Origin of the sequence: Planococcus halocryophilus (assembly GCF_022489025.1) — a bacterium.
Classification (GTDB): Bacteria; Bacillota; Bacilli; order Bacillales_A; family Planococcaceae; genus Planococcus; species Planococcus halocryophilus_A.
Genome location: NZ_JAKVTG010000003.1, coordinates 187,963 through 203,648, shown reverse-complemented (window position 1 = coordinate 203,648; position 15,686 = coordinate 187,963). Strand labels below are relative to the sequence as shown.

At 39.6% G+C, this 15,686-nt stretch carries 17 protein-coding genes and 1 riboswitch; of the genes, 1 reads left to right on the top strand and 16 read right to left on the bottom strand.

From position 1 onward, the window contains the following. Positions 1 to 22 precede the first annotated feature (22 nt). The 6 genes from accB to MLE13_RS05665 all read right to left on the bottom strand — a co-directional run bounded on the left by accB (position 23) and on the right by MLE13_RS05665 (position 6,395). Positions 23 to 526, bottom strand: coding sequence for an acetyl-CoA carboxylase biotin carboxyl carrier protein (gene accB / locus MLE13_RS05690; protein WP_240748661.1), 504 nt, complete (start codon positions 524 to 526; stop codon positions 23 to 25). Positions 527 to 650: 124 nt separating this feature from the next. Beyond that, on the bottom strand, positions 651 to 1,211 hold the full coding sequence (efp, locus tag MLE13_RS05685; RefSeq protein WP_240748498.1) for an elongation factor P: 561 nt from the start codon (positions 1,209 to 1,211) through the stop codon (positions 651 to 653). An 18-nt stretch (positions 1,212 to 1,229) separates the two neighbouring features. After that, entirely contained in the window at positions 1,230 to 2,297 is a 1,068-nt protein-coding gene (locus MLE13_RS05680) for a M24 family metallopeptidase (protein WP_276323841.1), read from the bottom strand. After that, a complete protein-coding gene (aroQ, locus tag MLE13_RS05675) occupies positions 2,294 to 2,734 on the bottom strand; it encodes a type II 3-dehydroquinate dehydratase (RefSeq protein WP_240748495.1) in 441 nt (146 codons plus the stop codon). Before aroQ ends, MLE13_RS05680 begins: the two co-directional genes overlap by 4 nt. A gap of 136 nt (positions 2,735 to 2,870) precedes the next feature. Next, on the bottom strand, positions 2,871 to 5,429 hold the full coding sequence (locus MLE13_RS05670) for a vitamin B12-dependent ribonucleotide reductase (RefSeq protein ID WP_240748493.1): 2,559 nt from the start codon (positions 5,427 to 5,429) through the stop codon (positions 2,871 to 2,873). A 186-nt stretch (positions 5,430 to 5,615) separates the two neighbouring features. Next, on the bottom strand, positions 5,616 to 6,395 hold the full coding sequence (locus MLE13_RS05665) for a lipoate--protein ligase family protein (protein WP_276323849.1): 780 nt from the start codon (positions 6,393 to 6,395) through the stop codon (positions 5,616 to 5,618). Between the two features lie 156 nt (positions 6,396 to 6,551). Between MLE13_RS05665 and MLE13_RS05660 the strand changes: the two genes are divergently transcribed. Next, the gene (locus MLE13_RS05660) at positions 6,552 to 6,935 is read left to right on the top strand and encodes a rhodanese-like domain-containing protein (protein ID WP_240748489.1); all 384 of its coding nucleotides are present in this window, start codon (positions 6,552 to 6,554) and stop codon (positions 6,933 to 6,935) included. A gap of 156 nt (positions 6,936 to 7,091) precedes the next feature. Here MLE13_RS05660 and gcvPB read toward each other — a convergent pair whose 3' ends face one another. The 10 genes from gcvPB to MLE13_RS05610 all read right to left on the bottom strand — a co-directional run bounded on the left by gcvPB (position 7,092) and on the right by MLE13_RS05610 (position 15,528). Further along, positions 7,092 to 8,555, bottom strand: coding sequence for an aminomethyl-transferring glycine dehydrogenase subunit GcvPB (gene gcvPB, locus MLE13_RS05655; RefSeq protein ID WP_008429950.1), 1,464 nt, complete (start codon positions 8,553 to 8,555; stop codon positions 7,092 to 7,094). After that, the gene (gcvPA, locus tag MLE13_RS05650; protein ID WP_240748487.1) at positions 8,548 to 9,915 is read right to left on the bottom strand and encodes an aminomethyl-transferring glycine dehydrogenase subunit GcvPA; all 1,368 of its coding nucleotides are present in this window, start codon (positions 9,913 to 9,915) and stop codon (positions 8,548 to 8,550) included. The genes gcvPB and gcvPA overlap by 8 nt, the downstream gene beginning before the upstream one ends. Before the next feature lie 27 nt (positions 9,916 to 9,942). Next, complete coding sequence (gene gcvT, locus MLE13_RS05645; RefSeq protein WP_240748486.1) at positions 9,943 to 11,043, bottom strand: glycine cleavage system aminomethyltransferase GcvT; 1,101 nt, start codon at positions 11,041 to 11,043, stop codon at positions 9,943 to 9,945. Between the two features lie 172 nt (positions 11,044 to 11,215). Then, a riboswitch (glycine riboswitch) is annotated at positions 11,216 to 11,307 on the bottom strand. A gap of 127 nt (positions 11,308 to 11,434) precedes the next feature. Continuing rightward, complete coding sequence (locus MLE13_RS05640; protein WP_240748485.1) at positions 11,435 to 11,962, bottom strand: shikimate kinase; 528 nt, start codon at positions 11,960 to 11,962, stop codon at positions 11,435 to 11,437. Between the two features lie 199 nt (positions 11,963 to 12,161). Then, on the bottom strand, positions 12,162 to 12,605 hold the full coding sequence (comGF, locus tag MLE13_RS05635; RefSeq protein WP_240748484.1) for a competence type IV pilus minor pilin ComGF: 444 nt from the start codon (positions 12,603 to 12,605) through the stop codon (positions 12,162 to 12,164). After that, positions 12,593 to 12,841, bottom strand: coding sequence for a hypothetical protein (locus MLE13_RS05630; RefSeq protein WP_240748483.1), 249 nt, complete (start codon positions 12,839 to 12,841; stop codon positions 12,593 to 12,595). Before MLE13_RS05630 ends, comGF begins: the two co-directional genes overlap by 13 nt. A gap of 40 nt (positions 12,842 to 12,881) precedes the next feature. Then, complete coding sequence (gene comGD, locus MLE13_RS05625) at positions 12,882 to 13,334, bottom strand: competence type IV pilus minor pilin ComGD (RefSeq protein WP_276323848.1); 453 nt, start codon at positions 13,332 to 13,334, stop codon at positions 12,882 to 12,884. Next, positions 13,306 to 13,470 (bottom strand): competence type IV pilus major pilin ComGC, encoded by a 165-nt coding sequence (locus MLE13_RS05620; protein ID WP_240748482.1) that lies wholly within the window; start codon positions 13,468 to 13,470, stop codon positions 13,306 to 13,308. Before MLE13_RS05620 ends, comGD begins: the two co-directional genes overlap by 29 nt. A gap of 59 nt (positions 13,471 to 13,529) precedes the next feature. Further along, complete coding sequence (locus tag MLE13_RS05615; protein ID WP_240748480.1) at positions 13,530 to 15,233, bottom strand: recombinase family protein; 1,704 nt, start codon at positions 15,231 to 15,233, stop codon at positions 13,530 to 13,532. Between the two features lie 85 nt (positions 15,234 to 15,318). Continuing rightward, a complete protein-coding gene (locus MLE13_RS05610; RefSeq protein ID WP_149456214.1) occupies positions 15,319 to 15,528 on the bottom strand; it encodes a hypothetical protein in 210 nt (69 codons plus the stop codon). Positions 15,529 to 15,686: the final 158 nt, after the last annotated feature.

Sequence of the window (15,686 nt, the reverse complement as noted above, 5' to 3'; positions counted from 1 at the left end):
TTCATCGCTATCTCCCCTTTCCTCAGTTTGCTTTCACGAGGAATAAAGGCTGGCCGTATTCGACAAGCTGACCATCTTTTACAAGAATCTCAGCAATTTCCCCATCTACTTCTGCTTCGATTTCGTTAAATAACTTCATTGCTTCAACGATACACACAACGTGATCAGCAGAAACTTTTGTTCCTACTTGTACATAAGGTGCTTCGTCAGGTGATGGAGACTCATAAAATGTCCCAACCATTGGCGAAAGAATTTTATGATAATCCACATTGTTGTCAGCCAGTACTTCTGGTGCTTCAGACGACACTAAAGTTTCTACTTGTGGTTCTTTTGCCGGTGCTGGCGCGCTAGTTTCTACCGTTTTCTGAGCGTGAGGTGCTTGTTCAGTCGAAGTACTCGTTTGTTGAGTTTGACCTGAACCATTTTTCTTCATTTTAACTTTAACACCTTCAAATTCATAAGAGAATTCGTCAATAGATGACCCATCTACTAATTTGATGATTTCACGGATTTCTTGGATTTTCATATTCATCATACTCCCCTAATATGTATTTAACTGATTTCTATACCATTTTAGACTTTTTTAGGCTATTTTGAAATAGCTAAACTGACTTTTTAAAAAAAGGCCTCTAATAGAAGAGGCCTTTTTATTATTGAGCTCTAGAAACGTAAGAAGAATCGGTCGTGTTAACGATCAATTTATCGCCTTCATTGATGAAGAACGGCACTTGAACAGATAATCCAGTTGATAACTTCGCTGGTTTAGAACCGCCGCTTGCTGTATCGCCTTTAATACCTGGATCTGTTTGAACTACTTCTAAAACGACCGTATTTGGCAATTCAACGCCCAGTACTTCTCCTTGGAATTGGATTACTTGCACTTCCATATTTTCCTGTAGAAACTTCAATTCATATTCAATGTTTTTTTCTGGCAACTCGATTTGATCAAAAGTTTCCATGTCCATAAATGCGTGCATATCGCCATTCGCATATAAGTACTGCATTTTAGAGTTGTCGATTTGTGCTTTCGCAACTTTTTCACCTGCACGGAAAGTCTTTTCAGTAACACTCCCTGTACGAAGATTACGAAGTTTCGAGCGCACGAATGCAGCACCTTTACCTGGTTTTACGTGTTGGAATTCCATTACGCGCCAAATTCCGCCGTCTACTTCAATTGTGACACCTGTTTTAAAATCGTTTACTGAAATCATTATAGTTCCTCCGTTTGTTTATAAAATGCGAAGCTCTTTTGTGGAGTTAGTCAACCGTTCATTTCCTGACTCGGTTATCAGTATATCATCTTCGATGCGGACACCGCCAATTCCCTGCAGATAAATTCCTGGTTCTACCGTCACAGCCATACCGGGTTCTAAGATCGTCTCTGATTTAGAAGATAACCCTGGGCTTTCATGGACTTCCAAACCAATACCATGCCCTGTTGAATGACCAAATGCCTCGCCGTAGCCTTTAGATTTAATATAATCTCGTGCAATGGCGTCTGCTTCAATGCCGCTCATGCCCGGACCGATTTTCTCCACACCTAATTCTTGCGCCTTTAATACAATATCATAAATTTCTTTCATTTGCTCTGACGGTTCGCCAACTGCGACCGTGCGGGTAATGTCTGAAATATAGCCGTTATATAAAGCACCAAAATCCAGTGTAATCATGTCGCCTTTTTCAATAACTTTATCTGTCGCCACACCATGAGGCAATGCAGATCGTAACCCAGACGCCACTATGATATCAAAACTAGATGACGTTGCCCCTTGTTGTCTCATGAAAAATTCAAGCTCATTAGACACTTCAAGTTCTGTTATTCCAGGACGAATAAACCCACAAATATGTTCGAATGTATCATCTGCAATTTTAGCAGCCGCTTTTAACACAGCCACTTCTTCAGCTGTTTTGACCATGCGGATTTTTTCAATCAAATTACTGATTGGTTCTAATTCGCATTCTAATTTTTCTTTATATTGTGTAGCTGAAGCATACGTCATATAATCTTGTTCAAAAGCAAGCGTTTGGATATCCATAGATTTGACCGTCTTCACTACTTCATCCATTATATTTTTTTCTGCTTGAATGACATCAAATTCTTTAACTTGCTCTCCTGCTTGCTCTGTATAACGGAAATCTGTAATGAAAACGGCTTGTTGTTGTGTAACAAGTGCTAAACCAGCCGTCCCCGTAAATTCAGTAATATAACGCAAATTATAAGGACTTGTAACCAGTACAGCATCTACATCGCGTTGTTTCATTTCATCACGTAATTTTTGAAGTTTCAATGTGTTCATCCTCTCTCTTGTTTTAAAATCAGCGCTTGAAGCGCCAGTTTGTAGACATCTTGACCAAAACCAACAATTTGCCCGATGGTCACCGGAGAAATATATGAATGGTGTCGGAATTCTTCTCTTTTGTGAACATTCGATATATGTACTTCAATTACAGGCACGTCGATTGCCGAAATTGCATCACGTATAGCAATGCTCGTATGTGTATAAGCACCCGCATTTAACACAATTCCCGATAAGCCCTCATCGCCTGCTCCATGAATCCAGTCAATCAATTCGCCTTCATGGTTCGACTGCCGGCAAATCAATTCAATATGATGATGGTAGGAAAATTCCACAAGATCTTGCTCTAACTCTTCTAATGTAAACGTTCCATACGCTTCTTTTTCCCGTTTCCCCAAACGGTTTAAATTGGGGCCGTTCAAGACCAGCACACGCATTCAACTTTCCCCTTCCCCTTATACATTCTTCATTATTTTAACATATCGGAACAATCGAGCAACTATTTATAAAAGCGCTTACGTTTAAAGATAATAAAAAAAGCGCGATGACTAATTAGTCATCGCACTCGTTATATTACAATCCACATTTTAACTGAGCGTTGCAATTCGTACATGTATTGCAGCCACCCATTTCTTCAACAGTTCCTTTACGGCAAACTGGGCAAGTATCGCCAACTTCAGAACCGATCGTCACATTCGTTGAGCGAAGATCTTGGATGGTGTCGATCAAAACAATCGGACGCTTTCCTGTATCTTCTTGTTGTTCTTCTTCTTCGAAGTTATTGTCTTCAGCTTTTAAAGTTAGAACTTGCGAATCACGGCTACCATCGACATAAACCGTACCACCTTTTGCTCCACCTTTATACAAACGCTCATACACGCCTTCGACTTGTTCAACAGTATAGCCGCGAGGTGCATTTACCGTTTTCGAAATCGACGAATCAATCCAGCGTTGGATGATGCATTGAACATCTGCATGCGCTTCTGGCGCTAAGTCCATCGACGTCACAAATGCTTTTGGCAGATTTTCTTCGTCTGCTCCAGGATTGTTCTTCACGTATTCACTCACAATATCAGCTTTAACCTCGATAAACTTACCAAGGCGGCCACTACGATAGTATGTGAATGAATAATAAGGCTCAAGTCCTGTCGAAACACCAACCATTGTACCGGTAGAACCTGTTGGTGCTACTGTTAATAGATGCGAGTTACGGATTCCTTTTTCAAGAACCGCTTCGCGGATATGTTCAGGCATTCCTTGCATAAATCCAGTGTTAGTAAACGCTTTGCGAAGTGCTGCAGTTTCTTCATCAGAATTTCCAACTAAGAATGGGAAGCTGCCACGTTCTGCTGCTAAATCAGTCGAAACTTCATATGCTGCAGTCGCAATCGTTTTGAAGATTTCATCTACAAGTTCGTTACCTTCTGGTGAACCATATTCCTTGTCACAATAGATTAGTAAATCAGCTAACCCCATAACTCCAAGACCTACACGGCGTTCGCCGAGTGCTTGAACTTGGTTTTCTTCAAGGAAATACGGTGTCGCATCAATTACGTTATCTTGCATACGAACGCCCACACGAACTGTTTCTTTCAAGCTTTCAAAATCGACTGTTTTTGTTTTAGGATCCGCAAATTGTGCCAAATTGACCGCTGCCAAGTTACAAACAGAATAAGGAGCTAACGGTTGTTCGCCACATGGGTTTGTTGCAACAACTTTTTGACCATATGCTGCCGCATTTGTTTTTTCATTGGCGTTATCAATAAAGAAAATGCCGGGTTCTGCTGAATACGTCGCGCAAATATTAATCAAGTTCCATAGCTCACGCGCTTTCATCGTGCGATAAACTCGGACGCCATGGCCCATACGCTCCCATTCACGAACATCGCCGACTTCTTGCCATTTTTCATTATAAACAGCCATTTCTTCTTTTGAATAAGATTCAACTGCCGGGAAACGCAACTCGAAATCAGCATCATTTTCAACAGCTGTCATGAAATCGCTTGTTAAAGTCACAGAAATATTAGCCCCTGTTAAAAATTCTTCGTTATGAACAGAATACGTACCGCCGTCACGTAATTTCGTGTCAGCATCACGCATAATTTTCTCGTTAAATCCACCCATACCCGGAATCGTCCGGTAGTTTAAGATGCCTTGATACATTGCTTCTTCTTGAGTTGACAACGCTTTAAACTTCAATTTGTCGTGAGCCAATTTTTTAATCGTCTCATCTTGCGTGTTTTCGATCAAATAACGCAAAATACGTGGATTTTGCATTTTTGAAATGATGAATTCCGCAATATCTGGATGCCAGTCTGCAAGCATGATCATTTGAGCACCGCGTCGTGAGCCACCTTGTTCAACAAGATGTGTCAATTTCGCAATATCATCCAACCAAGATACTGATCCTGATGATTTGCCGTTAACTCCACGAGCCAACGTATTACGCGGACGAAGTGTAGATCCGTTTGTCCCTACACCGCCTCCGCGGCTCATGATTTCCATTACTTGTTTGCGGTGATCTGAAATACCTTCGCGCGAATCTGCTACGAACGGCATCACGTAACAGTTGAAATACGTTACATCTGTATCTGCTCCTGCTCCGTAAAGAACACGTCCAGCTGGAATAAATTTCAATCCAACCAATTGCTGATAAAACTTCTCAAACCATTCTTGACGCTTTTCAGGTGTTGTTTCTACAGAAGCTAATCCTGTAGCATTACGTTTCGCAATCTGCTCGTAGAACACTTCCATCGGCTTTTCAATCACGTCGATTGGGCGATTGACGATGCCTGCTTCTTGTTCTTGCGGATTGTCGATTGCACTTCTATAATCTTCCTCGATCCATACTTGAGCTTTGTTTGCTTGTGTATCAATTGACACAATATAGCCAAGGCCACGAGCTGGGAATTTCGGATCTTCTTTGACAGTTAAAACAACAAAATCTCCTGCTTTAAGTGTCTTTTTCTCTGTATCCTTAAATGAATAACGATCAATCATCACAAGGCGGGATACCCCTTTGTGCGTTGTTTTCATATCTGGTGTAATTTCGTGCACTTGTGGAAACGTTTTGATATCTTCGTTTAGTGCGTGTGCGTTTAATGAATATTGGGATTGTGTGGCGGATACCATTTGACAATTCCTCCTTTATAATATATGGAGTCAGATACTATATATAGTATTACTTCGATTCCCATCATACTACATATTGAAACTTCTTTACAATAACAAGTTTCTGCTGAAAATTTCAAGCTCTTTGAAAAGCTTTATTTATCAAGGTTTTTGGCGTGGGAGTTCGGAAAAATAAGACTAAAGACTCTACGCACGAAAGTTCCATTCAGAATTGGCATATTTTTTTTGTTCTAAAGCCTTGACTTCAGCAAGTTGTTGCTCCGTCAATATGTAGGGCTCTAATTCGATCGACAAGGCCTGTTCGAACCCTGCTTTAAATGCCACTACGCATTCTTCTGCAGTTGCAGGTTTCGCGCGTAGCGAATTGATCGCGACTGCTTTTTCAGGAATTTTGACGCGCATGCGCTCTTTCGCTTCTTCGTTTTGGAATTTAAAAACCGACAAGAGCTTTTCAGCATCTAAGTCGATTAAAATAGCACCATGCTGTAAAATAACTCCTTTTTGGCGTGTTTGGGCACTGCCAGCCACTTTTTTACCTTCGACGACCATTTCATACCAACTTGGCGCATCAAAACATACGGCTGATTTCGGTTTTTTCAAGTCAGCCCGTTTGTCTTCAGTATCTGGCACCGAAAAATATGCTTCCAACCCCAAATTCTGAAAACCTTTTAACAAGCCTTCACTCAACACACGATATGCTTCTGTAACAGTTTCCGGCATATCCGGATAAGCTTCGCTAACAATGATGCTATATGTAAGTTCATGCTCGTGAAGCACTCCTCGGCCACCTGTTGGTCGACGAACAAAACCAAGTCCTAATCGTTCCACAGCTTCCATATCAATTTCTTTTTCTACTTTTTGAAAATAACCGATTGAAAGGGCTGCAGGCTGCCAACCATAAAACCGAATAACAGGCGGAATAAGCCCCTGGCTATGCCAATTTAATAAAGCTTCATCGAGCGCCATATTGAATGATGGGGTACCTTTACCTGAATTTATAAAAATCCATTTTGGATATTTCACAAGATCGCCTCCTATTTCCGATAATTAGTGTAACATTGGCATTGAATATCCGTCATCTCTTCTCTTATAATAAAAGAAGATGAGAAAGGGGCAAGATCATTGGAATTTTTGTACATTACGATCGCAGTACTATTGGCAATCATCATTTATGCGGTAATTACCTATTTCCGCATGAAAAAAGCTGTCACGAACTTGACACAAGAACAATTTATCGAGGGTTACCGCAAAGCGCAATTAATTGACGTACGCGAGCCAAAAGATTTTGCGGCAGGACATATTCTTGGAGCGCGTAATATTCCACAATCACAATTACGTCAGCGCTACAAAGAAATCCGCGAAGACAAACCGGTCTATTTATATGACCAAAACGGAGCACGCAGTGGGCGTGTTGCCATTTTCTTACAGAAAAAAGGCTACAACCAATTGTTCCAACTGCAAGGCGGGTTCAAACAATGGACTGGTAAAATCAAATCTAAAAACTAAGCTTTAAAACCCTTCCACAATTGCTGGAAGGGTTTTTTCGATCTTCGTGACATATACCTTATCCAAAACGAATAAAAGACGCTCAGAGACGTTGTAAGATGATTCATTTTCAAAAAAAGACGTGTTGGCCAATATGGCCAACACGTCTTTTAGTTTTTATTCAGCTTTACGGTAACGAAGCACAGGTTGACGTGCCGCTTTTGTTTCATCCAAACGATTGATCACCGTCGTGTGTGGTGCGTTTTGAACAATTTCCGGATTTTCTTCTACTTCTTTCGCAATTTGTATCATCGCGTCGATAAAAGCATCCAACGTTTCTTTTGATTCGGTTTCTGTTGGTTCGATCATCATGCCTTCTTCTACGTTTAATGGGAAGTAGATTGTTGGCGGATGATAGCCAAAGTCAAGTAAGCGTTTTGCCATATCTAGTGTACGGACACCTAATTTCTTCTGACGACGACCACTTAATACGAATTCGTGCTTGCAATGACGGTCGTACGGTAAGTCGAAATGAGGTTGCAGTCTACGCATCATATAGTTAGCGTTTAACACTGCGTATTCTGTTACAGCTTTCAGGCCATCTGGCCCCATTGAACGAATGTACGTGTAAGCACGGACATTAATTCCGAAGTTACCATAGAACGGTTTTACACGACCGATTGAATCTGGACGGTCATAGTCAAATGTATACGCTTCGTCTTTTTTCACCAATACTGGTTTTGGCAAGTAAGGCATTAAATCTTTTTTCACGCCAACTGGACCAGATCCAGGTCCACCGCCGCCGTGAGGGCCCGTGAACGTTTTGTGTAAGTTCAAGTGAACCACATCAAAGCCCATGTCTCCAGGACGCGCTTTTGACATTACCGCATTTAAGTTGGCACCATCATAATACAATTTTCCGCCAACTTCGTGAATAATCGCGGCCATTTCTAAAATTTGCTCTTCAAACAAGCCCAGTGTATTCGGATTTGTTAACATTAATGCCGCTGTGTCGTCTCCAACAACGCGTTTCAAATCTTCCAAATCGACAAGTCCTTGGTCACTCGATTTAACAGTAACTGTTTCAAATCCAGCAACAGTTGCTGATGCCGGGTTTGTGCCGTGTGCTGAATCGGGAACAATAACTTTCGTACGTTTGAAATCTCCACGAGACTCATGGTAAGCGCGAATCATCATTAAACCAGTCCATTCGCCATGTGCGCCTGCAGCTGGTTGCAATGTCACTTCGTCCATACCTGTAATTTCTTTTAAATGCTCTTGCAAATCAAACATCAATTCAAGAGCTCCTTGAACTGTTTTTTCATCTTGTAACGGATGAATATTCGCAAATCCAGGGAACCGTGCAACAGATTCGTTGATTTTCGGATTGTATTTCATTGTGCACGAACCTAGTGGATAGAAACCTGAATCCACACCGTGATTACGGTTAGATAAGGCTGTGTAATGACGCATTATATCAAGTTCCGAAACTTCAGGCAGTTCTGCTGCTTCTGTACGGATTAAATCAGTCGGCAATAGCTCGCTCAAGTCAACTTCTGGTACATCAAGTGTCGGCAAGCTGTAGCCGACGCGGCCTTCTTTCGTCAATTCAAAAATTAGCGCTTGGTTGTCCTTATGCATGAGTAGCCCCCACTTCCTGTTTCTTCGCAGCAATTTCCTGCACGAATGCATCGATTTCTTCTTTTGTCCGTTGTTCCGTTACCGCAACGAGCATATGATTTGGGAATTCGTCGTAGCTTAGTCCAAGGTCATAGCCGCCGATCATATCTTTTTCAAACAAACGATCGTTTAATTGCTTCACAGATTCTTTTGTTTTAACGACGATTTCATTGAAATGTGCACCTTCAAAGACAATTTCAAATCCAGCTTTTTTCAATTGTTGTTTCATATAATGTGTTTTCACAATGTTTTGTTTCGCGATTTCTTGTGTACCGACTTTGCCAAGTGCTGTCATTGCAACAGATGCGGCTAATGCGTTTAATGCTTGGTTCGAACAAATATTCGATGTCGCTTTATCACGACGAATATGCTGTTCACGTGCTTGCAATGTTAATACAAATCCACGACGACCTTCTTCATCCGTTGTTTCGCCAACAAGACGACCTGGAACTTTGCGCATTAGTTTTTTCGTTACTGCAAAATAACCGCAGTGAGGACCGCCGTATGCTTCAGGAATTCCGAAAGGTTGTGCATCTCCTACTGTAATATCCGCACCCAATTGACCTGGAGCAGTAAGCGCACCAAGTGCTAATGGATTTGAAGAAACTGAAAGTAATGCGCCTGACCCATGAACAATCGGCTCAATTTCTTTTAAGTTTTCAACTTGCCCAAAAAAGTTAGGATACTGAATCATCACTGTTGCGACATTTTCATCCATCATTTCTTTTAACGCATCCAAGTCAGTATGACCATCTTTTAATGGAATTTCGATAACATCAATCGACTGACCAAGTGCATAAGTACGAACAACATCTCGTGATTCCGGGTGAACTGCGCGTGACACTAAAATTTTCTTGCGTTTCGTGTGTCCTGCAGCAAGCATACCCGCTTCAGCAAGAGCTGTTCCGCCGTCATACATAGAAGAGTTGGCAATATCCATACCTGTCAATTCGCTAATCATTGTTTGGAATTCAAAAATCGCCTGTAATTCACCTTGTGAAATTTCTGGCTGGTACGGTGTATATGCCGTGTAAAACTCAGAACGCGAGATGACGTGATCTACGATAATTGGTTTGTAATGATCGTAAACACCAGCGCCTAAAAAGGAAGCATAGCGGTTTGTGTCCGCATTTTTAGCTGCAATTTGCGCCAATTCTTTTGTTAATGAAGACTCTGATTTAGCCGCTTTAATGTTGTATTCGCCTTTAAAACGAACTTTTTCCGGGATATCTGAAAACAATTCATCAATTGAATCGATACCGATTGTTTCCAGCATTTCTTTTTCGTCTTGAGTTGTCATTGGTAAATAGCGATGTTTCATCGAGTGCTGTCCCCTTTTCAAGTTAAATTAGTTGGATCGTTTATAAAATGGTGTTTCTACTGTTTTCGCTTTTAGTCGTTTATTGCGAATTTCAACTTCCAATTCGATTCCGAGTTCAGCATATTCACTTGAAACTAACGCCAGCCCGATATTTTTCTTGAGCGTTGGCGATTGAGTACCCGTTGTTACTTCACCAATTTTTTGGTCCCCTACATAAACTGGGTAACCATGACGCGGTATGCCTTTGTCAATCATTTCAATACCTACTAATTTACGTGGCACACCTGCTTCTTTTTGAGCAGCCAATGCTTTTTTGCCAAGAAAGTCTTGTTCTTTTTTCAATTTCACAACAAAATTGATGCCTGCTTCTAGCGGCGTGATGTCTTTCGACAGTTCTTGACCGTATAAAGCAAGACAAGCTTCAAAGCGCAACGTATCACGCGCACCAAGACCTACCGGTAAAACCCCTTCAGGTTCGCCTTCTGAGAGGATTTTTTCCCACAATGTGACTAATGATTCAGGAGCGGCATAAATTTCAAAGCCGTTTTCCCCTGTATAACCTGTACGCGATAATAGTACGTTTTGCCCTGCTACTTTTACATCGTTTTTAAAACGGAAAGGTTTAATCGTTGAAAGATCTTCATCTGTTAAGCGCTGAAGCACCTTTTCAGATAATGGACCTTGAAACGCCAATAAGCCATAGCGTTCAGATGCATTATCTAATGAGACATCACCAGTTTTTGAAGCTTCCATCCATTCAAAATCTTTTTCAATATTGGATGCATTCACTACTAGTAAATAATGTTGATCTGCTATTTTATAAACCAAAAGGTCGTCTACAGTGCCGCCATCTTCATAGCACATCGCTGTATATTGCGCTTGGCCATCTTGAATTTTGGATACATCATTTGTGACGAGATGCTGGAGGTAGTCTAAACTGTCTGCTCCTGTAACGAAGATTTCACCCATATGCGATACATCAAAAAGCCCTGCTTTTGTTCTGACCGCTTCATGTTCTTCTTTAATGCTCGAAAATTGCACAGGCAGTTCCCAACCACCAAAATCAATTGTTTTGCCACCGTATTTTGAATACGTTTCAAAAAGAGGTGTACGCTTTAACTGTGCCAATGATTTTCCTCCTCATTTTACAAATCTTTTCGGCCAGTTCCTAGAGACATCTGGGCACGAAAAAAGGACAGAGATTTCCCTATAAAGGGAAATCTCTGTCCTGGAACCTGAAAGTTTACCATAATGATGGCTTTCCTCGTTGGTAGCTGACGTGCAGCATTCTCCAGAGATGCGTCCTGTACGAGTCTTTTTGCCTGAGAGATTCATAACTTTTGTTATTTGCTCCTTCGGCGACGCTTTCGCATTCTCTCCTCGTACAATCATCCGCCCAAATCAAGATTGATTGGTCCAATCCGTTATACAGAATAGTATAACTTTGAATATATCCTAACATTGTTCTCCGGAAAGCGCAATCTTTTTTCTCTAAGAGGATAAAAAGCGAACGAATTGATTAATTAAAATCAAAACGTTCGCTTTTTAGCCGATTCACTTGAAATGCCGCATAGTGTGTAATTTGTCGTAAAGTACGAAATTCAGTACGAATCGTAATATGTGCAGTTTGTTTATAATCCCGGTAGCGAGCTTTATGCAACGCTTCAATTTCTTCACGAGTCGATTGACGGACAATCGGACGATTCGGATCCCGGTGAATCCGTCGCCAAATTTCTCGGAATGGCGCATCTAAAAACATTACTAAACCTGTATTTCTCATAATCTTTCGATTTTCTTTCCGCATGGTCACACCACCGCCTGTAGAGATGATGCAATAATCATTTTTAAAATTTTGCAAAAACTGCGTTTCTAGATCCCTAAAATATTTTTCGCCATGCTGCTCAAAAATTTCAGGAATCGTCTTCCCTGTCTGACGAACAATCTCTTTGTCCATGTCATAGAAGGGCAGTTTTAACAAAAAGCTTAACCTTCTGCCGACTGCGCTTTTTCCGCATCCCATGAATCCAATCAAATATATTCTGTTCATCCTACCACCCGATACTTACCTCTACTCAGGTATTTATTTTTGCTCTATTTCTATCAGTAATAGTATCGTAGCATGTCTATGCATATTTTCCAAACCATCATACGTTTTATATTGAATCGAATAAAGCATTAAAGTGTGGGATAGCATCAGGAGAGCGGACATAAAAAACACAATAGTGATTGGATAAATAGCACCTTTTTCATCCAGATGGTTTCGTGAAAACATATTCTGCCTCTTCTATATTACCTGTAGAAAATTTCGTTCGAATTGTCAATTTATCGCCTTCTAACATAAAACTGCATTGACTTACACGAGTTAACATCACTTCATGTCCTTTCCTACTTTTTTGCTTGCGCATCATATCGGTGTAAAGTTCGATATCAATTTCTTCTCCTCTTTGAACAACACGAATCCCGCTTCCTCCATTTATGATTTCCACCGAGTCACTGCGATGCAAATAGCTCTGCAAATCAATGACGAACAACTGCCACTCTGCCCGGTGAGGGTCTAAGTCTTGTTTAAAATTGATCGCAAAACTAAAAAACAAAACAATTAGTGGCAGTAACGTCATTAACACCATTAAATCAAAGATCGATGTCAAAAAAGAAAACCCTTGTTCATCTAATTTTCTTACTCGATGCATATACGGCGCCGCTGTTCTTTATAATCTACATAGTCAACACAAAGCTGCTCTTCCATTTTCCAACTATAGAAAATGTTGTTGACCTTTCGCTGCCCTTGTAACTTACCAGTAGCACTTATTTCTCGTGCCGCTTCATGCAAGGTTTCAATTGCACTAACTCGTTCTTTTTTTACTTGAAGACTATGCTGAATCCCGATCATCACCGGCAATAAACTACCGAATAAAATAAATACCATACACAAACTCACCATCGTTTCTGCCCACGATATTCCTCGCTCATTCAGAAAACACCACTCTCCCTCCTCCGAGGTGAACAACTAAGGTTTTTTCTCCGCTAGTTGTAGAAAACCGAAAAGTGCCCGACTGGACCACGGTACCGTTAGAATTAAAATAAATTTCACTCAAGTTACTGGTTTTCTTCAATTGAATCGATTGCGGCAATTTGCGTGAAACACCTACCGATTGAATATCTGTAAAGATTTCATAAGTTCCTTTGCTTTCACGAAATATTATTTTCGCTGTCTTGTTTAACGAATAACTTTGACTTTGCGCAAAATAAATATCTTGGTGGAGAACTTCAAAAAAGCGCTGCTCTTCTTTCTGTACTGTGAAAGAACGATAGCCCGAAATTGAAATCGCGGAAACTATTACTAGTACAGCAAGTACTAGTAACATTTCCAACAACGTAAATCCTTTTTCATTAAGGTTTTGCAGAACTAACGACTCCATCAACCGCAATTGTTACGACATCTCCATTTGGACAATTCGTCTCATTTGTTTTCAGATATCCTTTACTAGTAAGATCAGCCATACTGGGAATAGCTTTTTCATCCATACGGTACGATTCGACTTGTCCTTGCACCATTTGTATGAATCCAAATAAAAGCAACCATTAACTAAAAAAGAAAAGAATCCTTCTGTATTTTAACTGTTATAGAAGGCTTCATTGTCTCTACTTTCATCATCTAATACTTGCCAATGCTCTCTGGCTGCTTTGTGATCTCTTCTAAATGTTTCCTTAGCGAATGGATTATAAGGCATGTCTGAAGCTATGGGAGTCATCGTAAACAGCTCATTGAACTCTTTTACTTCTTCCTCATAAGTAGGCATAGAGAAATGAAAGGTTAAAGTATAATCGCTTACATCTACTTTATTTAATAGATTTAGTTTCTCTTCCTGAGTAAAGTTTTTATTTTTGAATATGGTTTCAATCATTTCTTTTTTGCTATCTACTTTTTGCTGAATCCGTTCTATTGAAGCAATATTGATTTCTGAAAGTTTTACTTCTAGTTTTGTAATTTCTTCTTCTTTCAAGTTTGATCTATCTATCAAACGTTGCTTAAATTTATCGCTATCATCCAGAACCATATATTTATCAATGATACTGTCAATCTCAAGATTCAATGTTTCCATTTGCTTCTGTATTGTCATTTGAGTTTCACTTAAATGAAGCTTTTCATTTTCTAAGCGTTTCATTAGCTCATTATAATAAGCAGAGTCGCCCATACTGTTTGTCATATGTGACAATTCCGTTCGCCTCATGAATTTGTTAATTACATTGATAGCTATACTTCTAGATTTACAATTGCCGCCCTTTCTCCGTGATTGACAGATATATGAGATTTTTTCTTTCTCTCCCATATGGCGAACTAGCCGACTACCACAACTTGAGCAAATTAATTTGCTATAATAAACATCATTCTTAGCTGTTTTTCTGCCTCTTTTGCTACTTTTGTTGATGCGACTCACTCTAATTCTATTTGCTTCTTTCCATTCCTCTTTAGTTATAATTGGATCAACAACATTAGGAATGGTAACAAAATCAGATTTCTCATTTTTCTCTCTCTTAGTATCAGTTACAGATTTTTTATTCGACTTATTTACTGTGGCATCTCCGTAGAAAACAGTATTGCTAATGATTCTAGTAACCTTATCAGGTGTGAACCTTACACCTGTTTGAGATAGTACACCTTTTTCATTTAATTCATTGGTGATTATGTTTGAGCCAACTTCTAAGTAACGTGCAAAAATGTATTTTACTATCTCAGATTGTTCAGGATGAATTACTATTTCATTTTCAGTGTTTCTAGTATATCCATACGGAATGCGAGAAGGTGCATATACTTTTTTATCTCTTTTATGCTTCTTTGCAAATTTAATCCGCTTACTCATGCTTGCTGATTCATTTTCAGCAATGTTAAAGAGAATGCCTATATTCATCTGCCAATTATCACTAAATGTGGACATTCCAGAATTTTCAAAGACAGTATTAACTCCCATATCCTTCAGAAGCTTAATTATCATTTGTCCTTGAACACTACCTCTTGAGAATCGAGAAACGTCCTTACAGACTAAAATATTGAACTCAGGAACTCTGGTACTTTTGCTAAACCAATCATAGCCATTGTCATTTCTCGTATAATCTAAGCCCGCTTTATAAAGCATCTCTCTAAATGCTTCTCTCCTCACATTTGTTCCAGTTAATCCTTCATCTGCATAAATCTTAAATAGATCATAGCCTTTTCTCTCGCAATAATCAGTGTAGTATTCCTTTTGAGTTGTTAAACTAGTTTTTTGTATGAGTTTATCAGTGCTAACTCTCGTATAGACTACAGCAATTTGTTTCAAGTGCCTTCCTCCTTATCAATCTTTATAAACGCTTTACATCTAATATAGCAAAAAAGAAGCAACCAATTTTTGATTGCTCCTCTTTCTACTTATCTTCTAATTCATCTAATAAATTCTTTACAGCTCTATTGAAGAATAGGCTTTTAAATCCTCTTTTACCATCAGCTAATTTATTCAGTCTATCAGCCAATTCTCTATCTAATAGAAAAGTAGTTCTTGCGTGAGAATCTTCAATGTTTACTTTAGGCTTGGAAAGCATTTCTTTAAGCTCATCTACTTCTTTTTCTTTTGCCATTTTAAACGCTCCTTCTATACTACTTAGTTATATGTCTTATAAGTATAGTTGAAGGCATATATAAAGTAAACTTGAAATATGTTTGACTATATGATTATTAGATTCAGTTTTAAAAGCGAACAAAAAAAGGGCTACTTCATGGCAAGAGGATTAGCCAC